At 54.0% G+C, this 17060-nt stretch carries 17 protein-coding genes; 3 read left to right on the plus strand and 14 right to left on the minus strand.

Annotated features, from left to right (window positions below):
• The gene (locus tag ACT3RP_RS09355; protein WP_441673172.1) at window positions 1-723 is read right to left on the minus strand and encodes a sigma-E factor negative regulatory protein; all 723 of its coding nucleotides are present in this window, start codon (window positions 721-723) and stop codon (window positions 1-3) included.
• Between the two features lie 287 nt (window positions 724-1010).
• Window positions 1011-1610, minus strand: a complete 600-nt coding sequence (gene rpoE, locus ACT3RP_RS09360; protein ID WP_096280508.1) for an RNA polymerase sigma factor RpoE — start codon at window positions 1608-1610, stop codon at window positions 1011-1013.
• A gap of 415 nt (window positions 1611-2025) precedes the next feature.
• Here rpoE and ACT3RP_RS09365 point away from each other — a divergent pair, with 415 nt between their 5' ends.
• Complete coding sequence (locus ACT3RP_RS09365) at window positions 2026-3102, plus strand: 3-deoxy-7-phosphoheptulonate synthase (RefSeq protein WP_441673174.1); 1077 nt, start codon at window positions 2026-2028, stop codon at window positions 3100-3102.
• Between the two features lie 47 nt (window positions 3103-3149).
• Here ACT3RP_RS09365 and dinG read toward each other — a convergent pair whose 3' ends face one another.
• Both dinG and rhlB read right to left on the minus strand, forming a co-directional pair.
• Window positions 3150-5279, minus strand: a complete 2130-nt coding sequence (dinG, locus tag ACT3RP_RS09370) for an ATP-dependent DNA helicase DinG (protein ID WP_441673176.1) — start codon at window positions 5277-5279, stop codon at window positions 3150-3152.
• Window positions 5280-5284: 5 nt separating this feature from the next.
• A complete protein-coding gene (gene rhlB / locus ACT3RP_RS09375; RefSeq protein WP_441673178.1) occupies window positions 5285-6559 on the minus strand; it encodes an ATP-dependent RNA helicase RhlB in 1275 nt (424 codons plus the stop codon).
• 145 nt (window positions 6560-6704) lie between these two features.
• On the opposite strand from rhlB, the gene ACT3RP_RS09380 reads away from it, so the two are divergent.
• The gene (locus ACT3RP_RS09380) at window positions 6705-6950 is read left to right on the plus strand and encodes a hypothetical protein (RefSeq protein WP_096280520.1); all 246 of its coding nucleotides are present in this window, start codon (window positions 6705-6707) and stop codon (window positions 6948-6950) included.
• Window positions 6950-7777 (plus strand): exodeoxyribonuclease III, encoded by an 828-nt coding sequence (xthA, locus tag ACT3RP_RS09385; protein ID WP_441672604.1) that lies wholly within the window; start codon window positions 6950-6952, stop codon window positions 7775-7777. Before ACT3RP_RS09380 ends, xthA begins: the two co-directional genes overlap by 1 nt.
• Here the strand turns inward: xthA and ACT3RP_RS09390 are convergent.
• The 10 genes from ACT3RP_RS09390 to nrdI form a co-directional block, all read right to left on the minus strand.
• Window positions 7774-8838: a tetratricopeptide repeat protein gene (locus ACT3RP_RS09390; protein ID WP_483393693.1), complete on the minus strand. Its 1065-nt coding sequence runs from the start codon at window positions 8836-8838 to the stop codon at window positions 7774-7776. The two genes, xthA and ACT3RP_RS09390, sit on opposite strands and share 4 nt — an antisense overlap.
• A gap of 4 nt (window positions 8839-8842) precedes the next feature.
• A complete protein-coding gene (locus ACT3RP_RS09395; protein WP_483393694.1) occupies window positions 8843-9610 on the minus strand; it encodes a TonB family protein in 768 nt (255 codons plus the stop codon).
• Window positions 9607-10014, minus strand: a complete 408-nt coding sequence (locus ACT3RP_RS09400; RefSeq protein ID WP_096280532.1) for an ExbD/TolR family protein — start codon at window positions 10012-10014, stop codon at window positions 9607-9609. The genes ACT3RP_RS09395 and ACT3RP_RS09400 overlap by 4 nt, the downstream gene beginning before the upstream one ends.
• Window positions 10007-10549, minus strand: a complete 543-nt coding sequence (locus tag ACT3RP_RS09405; protein ID WP_441672601.1) for a MotA/TolQ/ExbB proton channel family protein — start codon at window positions 10547-10549, stop codon at window positions 10007-10009. Before ACT3RP_RS09405 ends, ACT3RP_RS09400 begins: the two co-directional genes overlap by 8 nt.
• Before the next feature lies 1 nt (window position 10550).
• Window positions 10551-11954 carry a MotA/TolQ/ExbB proton channel family protein gene (locus ACT3RP_RS09410; RefSeq protein ID WP_441672599.1) on the minus strand — a complete coding sequence of 468 codons (1404 nt, stop codon included), beginning with the start codon at window positions 11952-11954 and terminating at the stop codon, window positions 10551-10553.
• On the minus strand, window positions 11951-12733 hold the full coding sequence (locus tag ACT3RP_RS09415; protein WP_441672597.1) for a DUF3450 domain-containing protein: 783 nt from the start codon (window positions 12731-12733) through the stop codon (window positions 11951-11953). Before ACT3RP_RS09415 ends, ACT3RP_RS09410 begins: the two co-directional genes overlap by 4 nt.
• A 208-nt stretch (window positions 12734-12941) precedes the next feature.
• The gene (locus ACT3RP_RS09420) at window positions 12942-13346 is read right to left on the minus strand and encodes an NUDIX hydrolase (RefSeq protein WP_441672595.1); all 405 of its coding nucleotides are present in this window, start codon (window positions 13344-13346) and stop codon (window positions 12942-12944) included.
• Window positions 13347-13392: 46 nt separating this feature from the next.
• On the minus strand, window positions 13393-14364 hold the full coding sequence (gene nrdF / locus ACT3RP_RS09425) for a class 1b ribonucleoside-diphosphate reductase subunit beta (protein ID WP_441672593.1): 972 nt from the start codon (window positions 14362-14364) through the stop codon (window positions 13393-13395).
• Between the two features lie 74 nt (window positions 14365-14438).
• On the minus strand, window positions 14439-16634 hold the full coding sequence (gene nrdE, locus ACT3RP_RS09430; protein ID WP_441672591.1) for a class 1b ribonucleoside-diphosphate reductase subunit alpha: 2196 nt from the start codon (window positions 16632-16634) through the stop codon (window positions 14439-14441).
• The gene (gene nrdI / locus ACT3RP_RS09435; protein ID WP_441672589.1) at window positions 16616-17050 is read right to left on the minus strand and encodes a class Ib ribonucleoside-diphosphate reductase assembly flavoprotein NrdI; all 435 of its coding nucleotides are present in this window, start codon (window positions 17048-17050) and stop codon (window positions 16616-16618) included. Before nrdI ends, nrdE begins: the two co-directional genes overlap by 19 nt.
• Window positions 17051-17060: the final 10 nt, after the last annotated feature.

Here is a 17060-nt window from a genome sequence, read left to right on the forward strand (position 1 = left end):
TTAGCGCTGGCCCAGCGGCTCAGTTACCGCTGAAGAACGCATGAGCGGCATCCAGCTGTCGCCACTTCCGTAAGCAGCACTTTGAGTATGTTGCTCTAGGTAGGATTGCAACATGCCAATTTGATCAATATTAATGTTAGTCCCTTGCGAGGCACTAACACCCTGAGATGCCTGAGTAGAGAAGCCTGCTTCACTAATATTCATCAAGCCGCTCGGAGCTGACTGACCGCTAATGCGAAAAGGCGTTGGCTCAAACATAGGCATATCGGCATTTGATGCTATAGCAGGCTGTCTGGCTAAATTGACCGGCTGTACCTGGCTAGTCACATTAGGTGATGATGCGGCAATACCGCCACTACCCTGGCCCTCAGACAGACCGTTGCCAAAGAACTGTACGCCTGTGATCACCATTAGCGATACGGCGGCCGCAACACCCGCGCCGCGAGCGAAGGAAATTCCACCGGCACGCGTGGCAACACGCTCTTCAATATCCATGGAAGGAGCGGACTCGTCGCGCAATCGGGCCATGATGCCAGCAGAAAGATCAATACTTACATCAACCCCTCTTTCACGCTGCATCATGCTGCGTGCTAAATGGTAACGCCTCCATGTCTCTGCGGCACCGTCATCATTTGGCAGTGCTTTCAACACTCGGCGTAGCTCAAGCTCATCACTCTCGCCATCCATTAACACCGAAAGTGATTCCCGTGTGTTTTGACTCATACTTCACACCCTCACACTGTTTAAAAGAAGTACTGAGGCAACACTTGCGAGTTAAACGCACTATCACCCCGACGACTTCACTGGCCAAAACAAGTATTAACAACTGCTGCTTAAGGCCCATCTTTTCAATCTTTTGCCAATTAGCATTTTTGTCAATTAAGACAATGCCTACTAATCAAGGCAGTCAGCTCTATGACGCGTCATTTCCCAGACAGTTCACAAAAAAATAAAAGCTAATTCTTGTGAAGGCATTCCTAGCCAGCCATATTGCTTGCTACTTATGACCATCATTCATCGCGACTGTTCCGTGCCGTGGAAACAAGCGGGCGAATATGTTCGTCGACCGCTTCGCGAGCGCGAAAAATACGCGAACGCACGGTGCCTACCGGACATTGCATCACCTGCGCTATATCTTCATAGGCAAGACCATCTAACTCGCGCAAGGTAATAGCCGTACGCAGATCGTCGGGCAGGTTATCAATTGCCTGATAGACCGCTGCCTCTAACTGGTCTCTGGCAATGGCAGCTTCTGGCGATTCAGAATCTGCCAACCGACCGCTTTGATCGATAATCTCAGCATCAACAATATCTAAGTCGCTACCGGGTGGCCGACGCCCCCGCGAAACCAAATAGTTTTTCGCCGTATTGATCGCAATCCGATACATCCACGTATAAAAAGCACTTTCCGCACGAAATTTACCTAAGGCGCGGTACGCCTTAATAAATGCCTCCTGCGCCACATCCTGAACTTCAGAGTGATCGTGTACGTAGCGGCTAATGAGACCAATAATTTTATGCTGGTATTTTTTTACCAGCAGATCGAAAGCACGCGTATCTCCTTTTTGAGCACGTTCAACAAGCTGTTGGTCTGTTTCCCGAGTGCCCATTCACACGCTCCTCAAGCTCGTACGGCATGCGCCGAGCCCCATTCCTATTAGCCCTAACCTGTGGGCGTTCACAGCAAGCAGCATAGCGTCCCTTGGGCATTGATTAATAATAAGTGAAAGCAAATGGCGAACGTAGCGTTGGTACTTGTTGCCACACTCTATGATAAAGCTATATTTTTTTAACTAGCTAAGCGCGTTGACCCGCTACATTTTATAACAATATGGCGACAGTGTTACGCGTTCTGTGCGGCGCATCAAGCGCTTAATCTGAATACACAAAAACCTTGTGGCTGACACTTTTCGACTACCGATAGTTCCACAGCAATTGATTTTTACCTGCTCAGCAAGCGATAGTAGGCGCCACTTTTATCGCTCCCTCACTTTTTTCAGCCATTACGCAAGCATAGGTAGCAAGATGTCAGAACAACAGGTTAATAACCTTAACGTCCTCGCTCAAGACGTACTCACCACACCAGAAGCCCTCAAGAATGCCGTACCGCTCACTGATGCGGCAGAACGCACCGTCATTGAGGGCCGCCAAACCATCCAGAATATCCTAGATGGCAACGACCCGCGACTGCTGGTCGTTGTCGGCCCATGCTCAATTCACGATGTCGATGCTGCGCTGGATTACGCTCGTCGCCTACGCACATTAGCCGATCAAGTCAGCGACAGCCTGTATATAGTCATGCGCGTATACTTCGAGAAGCCGCGCACAACGGTGGGCTGGAAAGGCCTTATCAATGACCCGCATCTCAACGATTCCTTTGAGATCGATGAGGGCCTGCACATCGCACGCAAACTGCTGGTCGATCTTGCCGAAATGGGCCTACCTTTGGCCACCGAAGCGCTAGACCCAATTTCGCCACAGTACATGCAAGACTGTATCAGCTGGTCAGCCATTGGCGCACGTACCACCGAGTCTCAGACTCACCGCGAAATGGCGTCTGGCCTCTCCTGCCCCGTCGGCTTCAAAAACGGTACAGATGGCAGTCTCGATGTCGCTATTAACGCGCTTGAGTCTGTTGCCAGCCCGCACAATTTCTTGGGCATTAACCAGGCCGGCCAAGTGGCCATCATTCGTACGCGCGGCAATGCCTACGGCCATGTAGTACTGCGTGGCGGTAACGGCAAGCCCAACTACGACAGCGTAAGCGTGGCACTCGCAGAGAAAGAGCTGAAAAAAGCCAAGCTCTCACCCAACATCATGATTGACTGCTCTCACGCCAACTCCAATAAAGATGCGGCGCTACAGCCACTAGTACTAGAAAACGTCACTAACCAAATTTTAGAAGGTAACACTTCCATTATTGGGTTAATGATTGAATCTAATATTGGCTGGGGCAATCAGAAACTAACTGAAGACCTCAGCCAGCTTCAGTATGGCGTATCCATTACCGATGCATGCATCGACTGGGACACCACGGTAGAGGCGTTCAATCGCATGAACGACAAACTCACCGTTCCACTGGCTAAGCGTATTGCCAAGTAACACTGCGGTTTGTCACATCCAAAACTCCGCCACGGCGGGGTTTTTCATTACCGGCTGATTTCACGCCGAAATGGCGGCAGCGCATCCATCAAGGCCTGCCCATAGCGGCGGGTAATCACACGTTTATCTAGCAAGGTAATCGTGCCGCGATCGCTTTCTTTACGAATCAGTCGCCCACAGGCCTGAACCAGTTTTATAGACGCATCGGGCACGCTAATGCGCATGAAGGCATTGCCGCCCTGGCTTTCTATCCACTCTGCCAAGGTGGCGCCCACCGGGTCATCGGGTACCGCAAACGGCAAGCGCGTAATGACCACATGAGTTAGGTAGTCACCTGGCAGATCGATACCTTCAGCAAAACTAGCCAAGCCAAAAATAATGCTCCCATCGCCTTTATCAACCGCTGCACGATGCCTTTCGATCAGCTCACGCTTGGGCAATGCATCCTGCGCCAATACGCGAGCTTTAACGCCAGCAGGCAATGCCTTATCGACGGCTCGCAGCTGCGCACGGGAAGAAAACAGCACCAGCGCCGCCTCTTTGTCGGCCAACTGAGAGACAAAGCTGACGATGGCTCGCTCGTGGGCTTCTCTATCGCTAGGGTCAGTCGCCTCTTTAGGCACTCGCAACACGGCGTTGGCGTAGTCAAACGGGCTGGGTAATGCCTGATAACGATAGCGATTAGCCAGGCCCGCGCGCTCTTGTAAGCGCTCAAAGCGACCTAGCGCCGTCAACGTTGCCGAGGTTACGACCGCGCCGTGACAGCGGCCCCACAAATGCTTAGCCAGGGTGTGGGCAGCCGAAACGGGACTGGCCGAAAACTCAATTTCCGGCTCTCCAGCCACACGGCTCAGAGTGATCCAGCGGGCACTGGGCGCTTCATTAGCAACATCCTGCTCGCTGAACGCCTGCCACAAGGCATGCGCCTCTAACGCCCGCCCGTGAAGCAACGCCACGAGCGGCAACCAGGCTTCTGCCTGCTCGCGATCAAGGCCGGTCTGCTTATCAGGATCAAGGCTTTCGCGCAGAATATCGCTGATGCTTTCCAAGCAGCGCGACAACGAGGCAAACATCACCAGCAACTGCTGCGCCTGCTCCAGAAGGGCATCGGGCACCTGGCCCTTTTCGAACCGCGACTGATGGGCGGCCTCTTCGTCAGCCAGGCCGTTAGGCCGCTCCGCCAGTTGGTGCCCCATGCTAAACACGTCTCCCAGCGCGGGCTCCAGATTATGAATCAGCTCTGGCAAGCTGACTAAAAGTCGCGACACCGTTGGCTGAATAGCCAACGCCTGGTGGAGGTCGGTCAAACTGCTTCTCAGCGTTTTCAGCCAACGCAAACAGCCGTGCACCGCAAAGCGGTGGGCAAAGTGAGAAAGCGCCTTCTCAGGCAGGTGATGGCCTTCATCAAACACGAAAATACAGTCTGCCGGGTCGGGCAAAATAGCACCGCCGCCCAGCGCTAAATCAGCTAGCACAAGGTCGTGATTGGCGACGATGACGTCGGCATTTTCAAGCTCGCGCCGAGAACGAAAAAAAGCGCAAGCAGCAAAATGCCCGCAGCGCCTGCCCGTGCACTGGCGATGGTCGACCGTTAAGCGTCGCCAATGCGCATCGTCAATGGCCGCCGGCCAATTATCACGATCGCCTTCCCACTCCCCCTGGCCGTATGCCTGCGCCATATCGCTAGCGAGTACGCTAAAATCGCTACTTTGTGTTTGCAACGACTGCTCAAAAAGCGAAAGCGTTGGATTGGGGTCAGTACCTTCCAGCTCTTGATCCAAACGTGCCACGCAAACATAGCGACCTCGCCCTTTCGCTAATGCGTAGCGAAAGGCAATGCCACTATGGCTAGCCAACGAAGGTAAGTCCTGGTTGAGCACCTGCTCCTGGAGAGCGACCGTTGCGGTCGATACAATTAGCCGCTTGCTTCGCGCCTTAGCAATCGGTAGCGCGGCAATCAAATAGGCCAGCGTCTTCCCCGTACCGGTACCCGCTTCCAGCACGCAGACATGGGTATCGTTAGTCCGCTTACCCTCGCTATCACTTTCGATATTACCGAGGGTGCGGGCAATTTCGGCGATCATCATACGCTGCCCGTAGCGTGGGGTTAGCCCAAGGCTTTCCACCACGCGACGATAAGCGTCTTGAATCTCGCCTTTTAGGGCTGTATCAAGCATGCGGTCTAGAGCATACCTTCCGGCGGATGTACGCAGGGCAGCTTGTCGTTGATGTACTGCTCGATTTCCGGCAGTGAAAACGCATCTTCTTCACCGACAAAGCTAATCGAGACGCCCTTCGCACCTGCACGCCCGGTGCGTCCAATGCGATGCACGTAGTCTTCAGGGTCTTCAGGCAGGGTGTAGTTGATAACGTGGCTTACGTCTTCAATATGAATCCCACGGCCGGCCACATCGGTTGCGACCAATACCTGAATTTCGCCTTCACGAAAGCTTTCCAGAGTTTTGATACGCTGATTCTGCGGCACATCGCCCGACAGCATCGCCACGCTCACGCCGGCTTTGCTGAGCAGATCATTCAGCTTACGTACCAAATCACGACGGTTACCGAAGACCATGACGCGCTCAAAGCTTTCCTGCTGTAGCAAATTGACCAGCAAGCGTTGCTTATCGTCATCTGATACTAGGTAAACGCGCTGATCTATATCTGCCTGGCTTTCAACCGTCACTGCTATTTCAACGTGGGCAGGATCAAGCGTCCACTGGCTGGCGAGATTGAGAATGTCGTCGGTAAAGGTAGCCGAGAACAGAAATGTTTGACGCTCTTCTGTTTTCGGCGTGTAGCGAATAATCCGCTTCACGTCAGGGATAAAGCCCATCGATAGCATACGGTCGGCTTCATCCAGCACCAGTACTTCGACTTCACTGAGATCGATATCGCGCTTTTGATGAAAGTCCAGCAAGCGCCCTGGCGTTGCCACCAGAATATCGATTTTGCTACCCAGGCTCTCACGCTGCTTCTGATAGTCCATACCGCCGACGACGCTGGCCACGTTGAGCTGCGTAAAGCGTGCTAAGGCTTTGGCATCTTTTTCAATCTGCAGCGCCAGCTCGCGGGTAGGCGCAATGATCAGCGCGCGTGGTGCACCCGGCTTTTGACCATCGGGCGTGGGCTCTTCCAGGAAGTAGCTCATGACTGAGATCAAAAAGGCGGCTGTTTTACCGGTTCCCGTTTGCGCTTTGCCGACAATGTCACCACCTAAAAGCGTCTGGCGCAGAGCCTCAGCTTGAATAGGTGTGCAGTATTCAAACCCTTGGGCATGAATAGCACGCATCAGTGGCAGCGGCAAATCAAAGTCATGAAAGCGCCACTTGCCGGCCACGGCGGGCACCTGAAACTGACGAAGATCCCAGCTCGACTGGCGACGACGCGGCTTCCGACGGCGGCGTTTTGGCTTGCGGTTCTGGGCCGGTGCTGTGGTCTGTTCCGACTCGCTCATAGGCTGTCTATCTGTCCATTGCTGTGGAGGTTAGGCATCAAGAAGTGCGTATTGTACCAGGGCTTGGCGATAAGAGCGCGTCCTGCTGTCGAAGGAGGCCCAAGGCCTGTTAGAATAGCCCTCAAATCGACGTAAGGAGCGCGACATGACGCGTAAGAAAAAAACTCGCTCACTGGCCGACAAGGTCACTATACGTACCGGGCGGCGCAAAGATTACAAAAAATGGCGCCACGACAACCCTGATCAAGTGGTTTCCTCGGTGCGTTTTGTAGCCAAAAAGCAGCAGCAGCGCAAGCTTCAAGCGGTGAAAAAGCTCGCCCGCCAACAGAGCGGCCAAACCATTGCTATTCATCCTGACAAGCCTGACAGCCCTAAAGGAAGCGACTCGTAATGCGCTTGGTTTCGTTCAACATCAACGGTATTCGTGCACGTCTTCACCAGCTACAGGCACTGATCGATACCCAGCAGCCTGATGTGATTGGCCTGCAGGAAACCAAAGTACAAGACAGCGAATTCCCGCTCGCAGACGTAGAAGCGATGGGCTACCACGTTTTTTATCACGGCCAAAAGGGACATTATGGCGTTGCCCTAATGTGCCGCCAAGCGCCGCAAGACGTGTTGTACGGCTTTCCGGATGATGAAGAAGACGCACAGCGCCGCATGATTGGCGTACGCCTGCTAGCTGACGATGGTGAACCCGTAACGATCTGGAATGGCTACTTCCCTCAGGGTGAAAACGTTACGCACCCCACCAAGTTTCCGCACAAAGAACGCTTTTATGGCCAGCTCGCCAGATTGCTAAATGAACAGCATCGACCTGACGAGCGGCTAGCGGTGATGGGCGACTTCAACATTTCGCCCGAAGACCAGGATATCGGCATTGGTGAAGCTAATCGCAAGCGCTGGCTACGCGAAGGCAAAGCCAGCTTCCAACCGATTGAGCGTGAGTGGCTCGCTGGCATTAAAGCCTGGGGATTAATCGATAGCTATCGTCTTTGCTACCCCCATATCGACAATCGCTTTAGCTGGTTTGACTACCGCTCCAAAGCGTTTGACCAAGACCCCAAGCGCGGCCTGCGCATTGATTACATCCTGGTCACCAAGCCGCTGGCCGAATGCACCACTGAGTCAGGCATTGACTATGACCTGCGAGGCATTGAGCGCCCTTCTGATCATGCGCCGATTTGGAGCGATTTTAACCTAACGCTCAAAGCTTAGCTAAAACTGGCTAGCCACTGCTCTGCTTCATCGTCGCCCAACGCTGACGCTCGAGTGAACGCCTGCTTGGCCTGCTGATCGTCACCCCAGGCGTAAGCTAACTGGCCATAGGCACGCCAATCAGCGGCGGACTCGGTATGTAGCGCTAAGGCCTGCCAGGCATTCAGCGCATTTTCAACATGCTTTGCCTGCTGCCAAGCACTGGCCAGCAGGCGCAACGTCGATTCCTCACGGACAATAGCGCCTTCACTCAGCGCTTGCTCAAGATACTCTGCCGCCCGGGCAGGCGTTCCTCCCGCAAGATGCAGCTGAATTAACAACCAGCGATCCTCAGGCTGCGTTAGCTTGCCCAGCTGCCATGCCATGTCCCATAGGCCAGCGGCAACGTTTGCCTGCCCCGCCTGCTGAGCCAGCCCAGCCGCCTCTCGCCATTGAGCGGCTTCGCTTTGAGCATCCAAACCATCCAGCAAACGGCTCAGCGCCTGCTCACTCTGCCCTGCGTTTCGATAAACGGCCAGCATCAAGGTATGCTGAGCGTCACTCGGCTGTGATGTTTGTTCCAGCGCCGTCTCAAGCCAGCCAGCGGCTTCATCCCAGCGCTCTTGCTGGGCAAGCAATCGGGTTAACTGCCAGCTAACATCAGCATCTTGATGATTAGCCAACCACTCACTAAGCAGTTCAATTGCCTGGTCACGCTGACCGGCAGCGCGACGCAATGACGCTTCTTCTCGTAGCCACTGTGCCGCCTGCTCGCTATCAACGCCATTTAGTCCGCGGGCAATGGCCAGCCTATCGGCCGCCTCACCTGGCTGGTCCTGGCGCATCAATGCACCGGCTGCAAGCTGCTGATAGAGCGCGCCAGCCCAGCGGTCTGACTGATTACCGCTGGCTAATCGCTCCGCCTGCGACGTCGCCCGCTCTACAACATCACTTAATAGACCTTGCTGCAACTGACGCTGCAATCCAGTGAGATCAGCAATAACATCGCCCGGCAGCGCTGGGCTTGCAAGCGCTCCGGCAGACCAGACGCTGAGCAATACAATTGACATCAGACGTTTCATAGCGCTACCTCAACTCAAACTCGATCCGCTGGGTGGCATTGCGCAACTGATCGCTGGGTTCAAATTGCCACTGGGCAATGGCTTGCTGCGCAGCCTCTTCAAATACCCGGCGCGGCTGCGCGTTAGTGACGCGTATCGAAGAAGCATCAACGCTGCCATCACGACGAATCATAAAGGCCACTTCTACAAACCCCTCCATGCCCCGGCGCTGCGCACGCGATGGATAGCTGGGGTTAACTCGGCTAGTCGGCGTGGCCTGGCCAACGCTCACGGGCTCATTAGAGGGCGCAGGCTCAGCCTGTGGCGCGGCTTCACGTTCGGCGGGCGCTGCTTCCGAGGCACTAGATGCAGCCTCACGCTGAGTAGGCGCGGGCTCCGCGGGTGTCGGCTGAGGCCGTGGCGTTGGCGCTGGCGCTGGCGTCGGCTCCGGGGTTACTTCGGTCAATTCAGGTAGTTCACTGTCCATCTCAACCGGCTCGACAGGCTCATCCGGCAGTTCAATTTCAGGCATGCTAATCGCGCTTTCTGATACCGGCGGTGGCTCCGGTGTCGGCATAGGAGGCGGCGCCTGCTGCGGAGCAGCCTCGGCGGGTTGCGGTGCTGGGGTTTCTTGCTCAGGCGCGACGTCTGGCATTTCCACCATATTCATGGCCATGCTCATAGTTATTTTTTCTGGCGTGGGCTCCGGCGGCGTCACCAATTGCGCCAGCAGCCAAAACAAGCCTACCGCCAATACCGCGCCGCCTAATAACGACAGCCCATGTCGCATCATGGCCCGCTCCGACTCGCTGCCACCGCTACCTGGTCGACCCCCGCCTCACGTAAACGGTCCATGACTTCAATCAATAGTCCGGTGGTAGACGCGCGGTCTGCCTGGATAACGACAGAGCCATCTTTACTCAACATACCGGCCACCTGCTGACCAATCCGGTGCACGTCGACAGGACTACCGTCGACCCAGACTGCACCCTCAGGCGAAATAGCCACCAACACCTGAGCATCCGGGCGTGGGCTGGCAGCACTGGACTCAGGCCGCTCAATCTCGACACCGCTCTCTTTGACAAAGCTCGTGGTGACGATAAAGAAAATCAACATAATAAACACGACATCAAGCATCGGAGTGAGGTTAACCTCATTGCTCTCCGCATTGTTATCTATAGAACGGCGTCTACGCATCACTTTCCTCCAACGCCCGAGCCAAGCGATCATGCAGCCGCTGGTCTTCCCGACGAATAACGTGTTCTAAGCGGCTAATAAACAATAGACCCACCACCGCAATGGCCATACCGGTCAGCGTAGGCAACGTGGCTCGCGCCACGCCATCCGCCATAGCGCGAGCCTGATGGGTTTCACTTAGCGACAGGCTATCAAACACACTGATCATGCCTGTCACCGTACCCAGCAGACCTAACAAGGGGCATAGTGCCACCAGCAGCTTCAGCCATGGCAGCGGTTTGCGCAGTTTGGCCACCAATGCTTCGGCCCATACTTGGCGTAATGTTCGCGCGCTCCAACTGGTGTGATCACTGCGAGCAGCCCAGCGGTGCAGTAGCTCGCGCCTTGCCACGCGCCAAGTGATGCGGTAGTACCACCAGCGCTCCATGGCCATGGCGAAAACCAGTACGGCCACCACCGCCAGCACCACTAATACAACACCGCCAGCTTCCACCAAGCGCTCAACGGGTTCGAGCCATAGAGGAAGAGAGGACATGTTAAGTCACCGTATGAGCAGGCGCGTGAGTCTCAAGGTGGTCGGCCAATGTCGCACTCGCCTGCCCTTCGATCACATGCGTTAAATAGCGGCTACGACCAGCAAGCGCGGTCTGCACAAAGAGCAGTGGCACCGCTGTAATGAGGCCAAGCACGGTGGTAACTAGTGCTTGGCTAATCCCACCTGCCATTAGCTGGGGGTCACCGGTACCAAAGACGGTAATCGCCTGGAAGGTCACAATCATACCGGTCACGGTGCCCAGCAAACCGAGTAACGGCGCAATAGCCGCCAGCAGCTTAACCATGGGCTGGCTTCGCTCGAGCCTCGGCAGTTCAGCCAACACCGCTTCGTCTAAGCGCGCCTCCAATGCCTCGGAGGTTTGATGTTTATCCATACCCTCAAAGCGCAACAGTACACGCCCTAGCGGATTATTGGTTTGCAGCTGGCTTAGCGATTGGCGCTGACGCTGCACGCGCATGCTCACCAGCACCAGATACGCGTACTGCCCTAGGCCAACCACGAGGCCAATAATACCGAGCACCACAACGACATATCCCACATAGCCGCCCTGCTGAAAACGCTCCCATAAGCTGGGCTGCTGAGCGAGTGCTTGCAGCACGCTGCCCTGGGTTGGGTCAACGGCGAACACACGACTCTCGTCCTGAAAATAAGCAGGCAATAGCGCACCAATTTGCCGTGGAGTACGAGGCAACACCGCCAAACCGCCGTCTCCCTCGCTGCGCTGGAGCAATTCAGACGCGCTAAAAATAGCAAAATCGCCAAGCCGCACAACGGCTTGAGGCGCTATGTCGCCATTCGCGTCCGCCACCGCTAGCTCAAGGCGCTCCGCGCGCCCTGTGCTGGCGGTCAATGCGGCTAGCCGATCCACCACGTTTTCTAACTGGTGGCGCTCCAACACTTCCACATTATCCAAGCGCGGCGGCAGTGCGTCTTCACTTATTGCCAGAAGGCTGTCACCGCCTAGCTCATTGCGAATATCCGCACTGTGCTGAGCAAGACTCGCCAGCAAGCCGGACATTGCCTCACCCTGTTCAGACTGACGCTCAGTTAACTCACTGGCCTGCTGCGCCTGTTCTGCCTGCTGCGCCTGTAGCGTTTCATACTGCTGCTGAGCCTCTTCATTTTCGGTCCGCGCTTGCTCCAGCGCAGACTCCAATGCCTCCTGATCGTCTATAAAGCCCATTAGCCGCTGTTGATCACGCGTTTCGGCGGCCTCGCGGGCCTCGCGCAGCGAGGTAGTGCTATCAGTCTGCGCTATTGAAACGCCGCTGACCGCTACCAACCCCACTAGGGCACAAGCACAGCCAACTCGGCGAAGTGATAGTCGGCGAAGGGATAACCGATGCGTCGATAGGTAATCAGTAATTAAGCAAAAACGGCTCATGGATGCTCTCCCCGCGGTTCACTGGCACTGATCGAGAGCGGCAAGGTTAATAGGTCAGGGGCACGCTGGTCTTCCGCCATGCGCAGCCCGTTGCGCACTTCGCGCAGGTAGGCATCATCCAGGGCCTGCCATGCGGCGTCTTCTGCATTCCAAACGCCACCTTCACGCCCATCCGGTGTCAGGTAGTAAAAGCCGATACGTCCAATACGCAAGAAGTCCACTTCCCGCTCACGCCCATCTTGTTGCAAACGGCCGCGCCAGCTGTCGATTTCGCGCCCGTAATTAAGCTCAACGCGCCACGCTTCAAGCAGCCCGCCAATACGCTCAATGGTATCCGCGCCCTGCTCATCTTGTTGGCGTTCAACGCGCGCTAGGCGCTCATCGCGTAGAAATGGCAGATCACTTTCGATCCATTGGCTTAGCTGATCGGACATATTTTGTTCAATCACGGGAAGCGCTGCACGGGTTTCTTCAAGGGTATCTAACGCGGTAGCAAGGCGCTGCTGACGCTCGGCTTCTGAGGCTAAACGTCCGGCCAAGGAGACATTATCAGTCGTTAACTGCCGGCTTTCACGCTCTAAACGGCGCAACTCTTCTAACTGAGCGCGCGTCTGCTCATCAGCGGCATCTATCTGTTCCTGGAGAGCTGCCTGGGTTTGCTGGGCTTGTACACTTTGGGCCGCTTGAGCCACTGCTTGATCACTTGTCATTAGCGCACTACTGGCCAGCACTCCTGCTAGCCAACATCCACGCAAAGCAAAGAAAGGCCTGTTCAGCACGTCGACTCTCCGTCACTGAGTAGCGGGCAACTGCTGCCGCCCGACTAAAAACTAATTAGGTATTAGAACGATTTGCGTTCATCTTTTACGATGCATAGCCTACCATTAATAGAATTAATGACAATATTTATCATTAACAATTAGATGATTTTGCCCACCGAGCGCGCATAAAAAAAGACGCCTATTGGCGCCTTTCAGCAAAAAATCATTATGAGTGATCTGCAACGATATGCTCTCTTGTCAGCGGCGCTAACGTAAGCTGCCAAGCTTCTTCACGAGTTACCCATTTTGCTTCGGCAATTTCAGCAGCCGCTTCAACAGGTTCATCAATAACAAGACTAAACAGGTGCGCTTTTAGCATCATGCCCGGCTCATTGGCCGCGGGAGCAGTGTGTATACCTAATGGAGAGAGTTCCTCACTATTCACACTCAAGCCCAGTTCCTCTTTTAGCTCACGACACAGCGCTTCTAGCGCTGTTTCACCCGCATCGATCTTGCCACCAGGCTGCATAAAGAAGGGAGTGCTCTGCTTACGCACTAATAATAAACGCCCATCGAGATCGCTCACCACCGCAGCAGCAATTTTTAAAACGTTCGCTGAGTTGTTTGGCATGCCCCCTCCTTTATACCTGTCGCTGCATCTCTAGTACGTGGCTATATTAAAATGACCAGTCGTCGTCTTCAGTGGCGACGGCTTTACCAATCACATAAGAAGAGCCTGAGCCTGAGAAGAAGTCATGATTCTCATCGGCATTGGGTGACAGCGCGGCCATGATAGTAGGGTCAACATCAGTGACACTGCTGGGAAACAGTGGCTCAAACCCTAGATTCATCAGTGCTTTGTTGGCGTTGTAATGAAGGAATTTTTTAACATCTTCACTCAAGCCTACCTCGTCATACAGCGACTCTGTGTAGCGCACTTCGTTATCGTACAGTTCCAGCAATAGCTCATAAGCGTAATCTTTCACCTCTTGCTGTCGTGCCGGTGCCGCTTCAGCCAATGCCTGCTGGAACTTGTAGCCGATGTAGTATCCATGAACCGCTTCATCGCGAATGATCAAACGAATCAAGTCGGCGGTATTGGTCAGTTTGGCATGGCTTGACCAGTACATAGGCAGGTAAAAGCCGGAGTAGAACAAAAACGACTCAAGGAAAACGCTGGCCACTTTACGCATCAACGGATCATCAGAGCGGTAGCGCTCTAGGATCAGCTGAGATTTTGCCTGCAGTGTGGGGTTCTCTTCACTCCACCGGAACGCATCATCAACATCGCGCGTGGCGCAAAGCGTAGAGAAAATAGAGCTGTAGGAGCGCGCATGCACCGACTCCATAAAGGCGATGTTGGTATAAACCGCCTCTTCGTGAGGCGTACGCGCGTCTTCCATCAGCACCGGCGCACCAATGCTGCTTTGAATGGTATCCAGCAGCGTAAGGCCGGTAAATACTCGAATTGTCAGTTGCTTCTCTTGCTGAGTCAGTGTATTCCACGACTGGATATCGTTAGAAAGCGGCACCTTTTCGGGTAGCCAGAAATTGCTGGTTAAGCGGTTCCAGACTTCCAGGTCTTTATCATCCTGAAGCCGATTCCAGTTAATCGCGTCAACCCGCGACAAACGTTGCATGGTGTTCATGGCAGTGCTCTCAAAGCTCGGTTAGCAAACCGTAGCGTTCAATAATAGACACGGGGCGCAAAGCGCTTTGCTGGTTACAGCGTGCACGAAACACAGCCTTCCACTTCGGTGCCTTCTAACGCGCTCTGACGCAGACGAATGTAGTAAAGCGTTTTGATGCCTTTACGCCAGGCGTAAATCTGCGCTTTATTGATATCACGCGTACTGGCAGTATCCGGGAAGAACAGCGTCAGTGATAGGCCCTGGTCAACGTGCTGCGAAGCTTCGGCGTAGGTATCAATGATTTTTTCCGGACCAATTTCATAGGCGTCCTGGAAATAGTCAAAATTAGCTTCATTCAGGAACGGCGCTGGATAATAAACACGGCCAAGCTTGCCCTCTTTACGAATCTCAATTCTCGCCGCCACCGGATGGATACTGGAGGTGGAATTGTTGATGTAAGAGATCGACCCAGTAGGCGGCACAGCCTGCAAGTTACGGTTATACAAACCGTGTGCCATGACCGATGTTTTCAGCTCCTGCCAATCCTGCTGATTCGGCAAGGTAATCCCGCTTTTCTCAAACAGCTCACGGACTTTATCAGTACGCGGTAGCCACGCTTGATCGGTATATTTATCGAAGAAGGTGCCCGAAGCGTAGGTAGAGTCTGCAAAGCCTGCAAAAGTGCCGCTGTGCTCAATGGCTAAGCGATTAGACGCGCGGATGGCATGGAAAGCCACGCAGTAGAAATACAGGTTGGTAAAATCCAAGCCTTCATCAGAGCCGTAATAAATATGCTCCCGCGCCAAATAGCCGTGCAGGTTCATTTGACCCAAGCCTATCGCCCGCGACTGCGCATTGCCTTCAGCAATAGAAGGCACGCTGCGTAGATTACTCATTTCCGACACGGCCGTGAGGCCACGGATAGCAATTTCTACGCTGGTACCGATATCGCCCGCGTCCATCACTTTGGCGATATTCATCGAGCCCAGGTTACACGAGATGTCTTGACCTACATGGCGATAGCCGAGGTCTTCGTCATATTCGGTGGGCGTATTAACCTGAAGAATCTCAGAGCAAAGGTTACTCATATTGATACGGCCAGCTATCGGGTTAGCCCGGTTGACCGTGTCTTCAAACATAATATACGGATAGCCCGACTCAAACTGCAGCTCAGCCAATACTTGGAAAAACGCTCGCGCATTAATTTTGTGCTTGCGAATACGCGCATCCGCCACCATTTCGTGATACTTCTCGGTGACGCTGATATCACCAAACGGCACGCCGTAAACACGCTCTACATCGTAGGGCGAGAACAGGTACATGTCGTCGTTGCGCTTAGCCAGTTCAAAGGTAATATCCGGAATCGTCACGCCCAGCGACAGCGTTTTGATGCGAATTTTCTCGTCGGCATTTTCTCGCTTGGTATCCAAGAAGCGCAGGATATCCGGGTGGTGGGCGTTAAGATACACTGCCCCCGCCCCCTGACGGGCACCTAGCTGATTAGCGTAGGAAAAGGCGTCTTCCAGCAACTTCATAATCGGAATGATGCCCGACGACTGGTTTTCTATACGCTTAATAGGCGCTCCAGACTCACGAATATTGGTGAGCAAAAAGGCCACACCACCGCCGCGTTTAGAGAGCTGCAGCGCGGAGTTAATCGCCCGACCAATTGACTCCATATTGTCTTCAATACGCAGCAAGAAGCACGACACTAGCTCGCCACGCTGCTGTTTACCGCAGTTCAAAAAGGTAGGCGTGGCGGGCTGAAAACGTCCGCTGATGATTTCATCCACTAGCGACTTGGCCAGCGCTTCTTCACCGCGTGCAAGCGTCAACGCCACCATGCAGACACGGTCTTCGTAGCGCTCTAAGTAGCGCTTGCCGTCAAACGTCTTCAGGGTATAGCTGGTGTAATACTTAAAAGCGCCCAAAAAGCTGGGAAAGCGAAATTTGTACGCATAGGCCTGTTCAAACAGCGCTTTTACAAAGGCAAAGCTGTACTGCGCAAGCATTTCGGCTTCGTAATACTGCTCTTCAACCAAGTAATCTAGCTTTTCTTCCAGCGAGTGGAAGAAAACCGTATTCTGATTGACGTGCTGTAAAAAATACTGCCTCGCCGCCTCGCGGTCTTTGCTCAACTGCAGTTCGCCATTGGCACCGTACAGGTTGAGCATGGCATTAAGCGCATGATAATCCAGAGTACGTGTCTCAGAAGCCGCCGCTGGCCGCTTTGCTTCTGCCCCGTTTTGTGTGACTGAGTTTTTTGTGGCTACGCTTGTCGTTTCCAAAACGCTACTACTCCTTTGCGGACATTGGCGACGTCATCGTCGGTGCCAAAAAGTTCGAACCGATACAGCAGAGGGACGCTACACTTTTTCGCAATAATACGGCCAGCTAGACCATACGCATCGCCAAAATTAGTATTTCCCGCTGCAATTACCCCCCGCAGGAAGTGACGGTTATGTGCATCATTGAGAAAATGAATGACTTGCTTTGGCACTGCGCCCTGCGCTCCGCCACCACCATAGGTAGGCGTAATTAAAATAAAGGGCTGGTCGATGCGTACAGCAGGCTCATCTCTATTCAGCGGTAGCCGCGTTGCGGCGAAACCAAGCTTTTCTACAAAGCGACGGGTATTGCCTGACTTGGTAGAGAAATAAACCAACGTGCCGGCTACCGATATTTCTGCACAATTTGCCAGCATGACAATGATC

This window comes from Halomonas sp. AOP5-B2-8, assembly GCF_052376475.1.
In the GTDB taxonomy this organism is placed as follows: Bacteria; Pseudomonadota; Gammaproteobacteria; order Pseudomonadales; family Halomonadaceae; genus Vreelandella; species Vreelandella casei.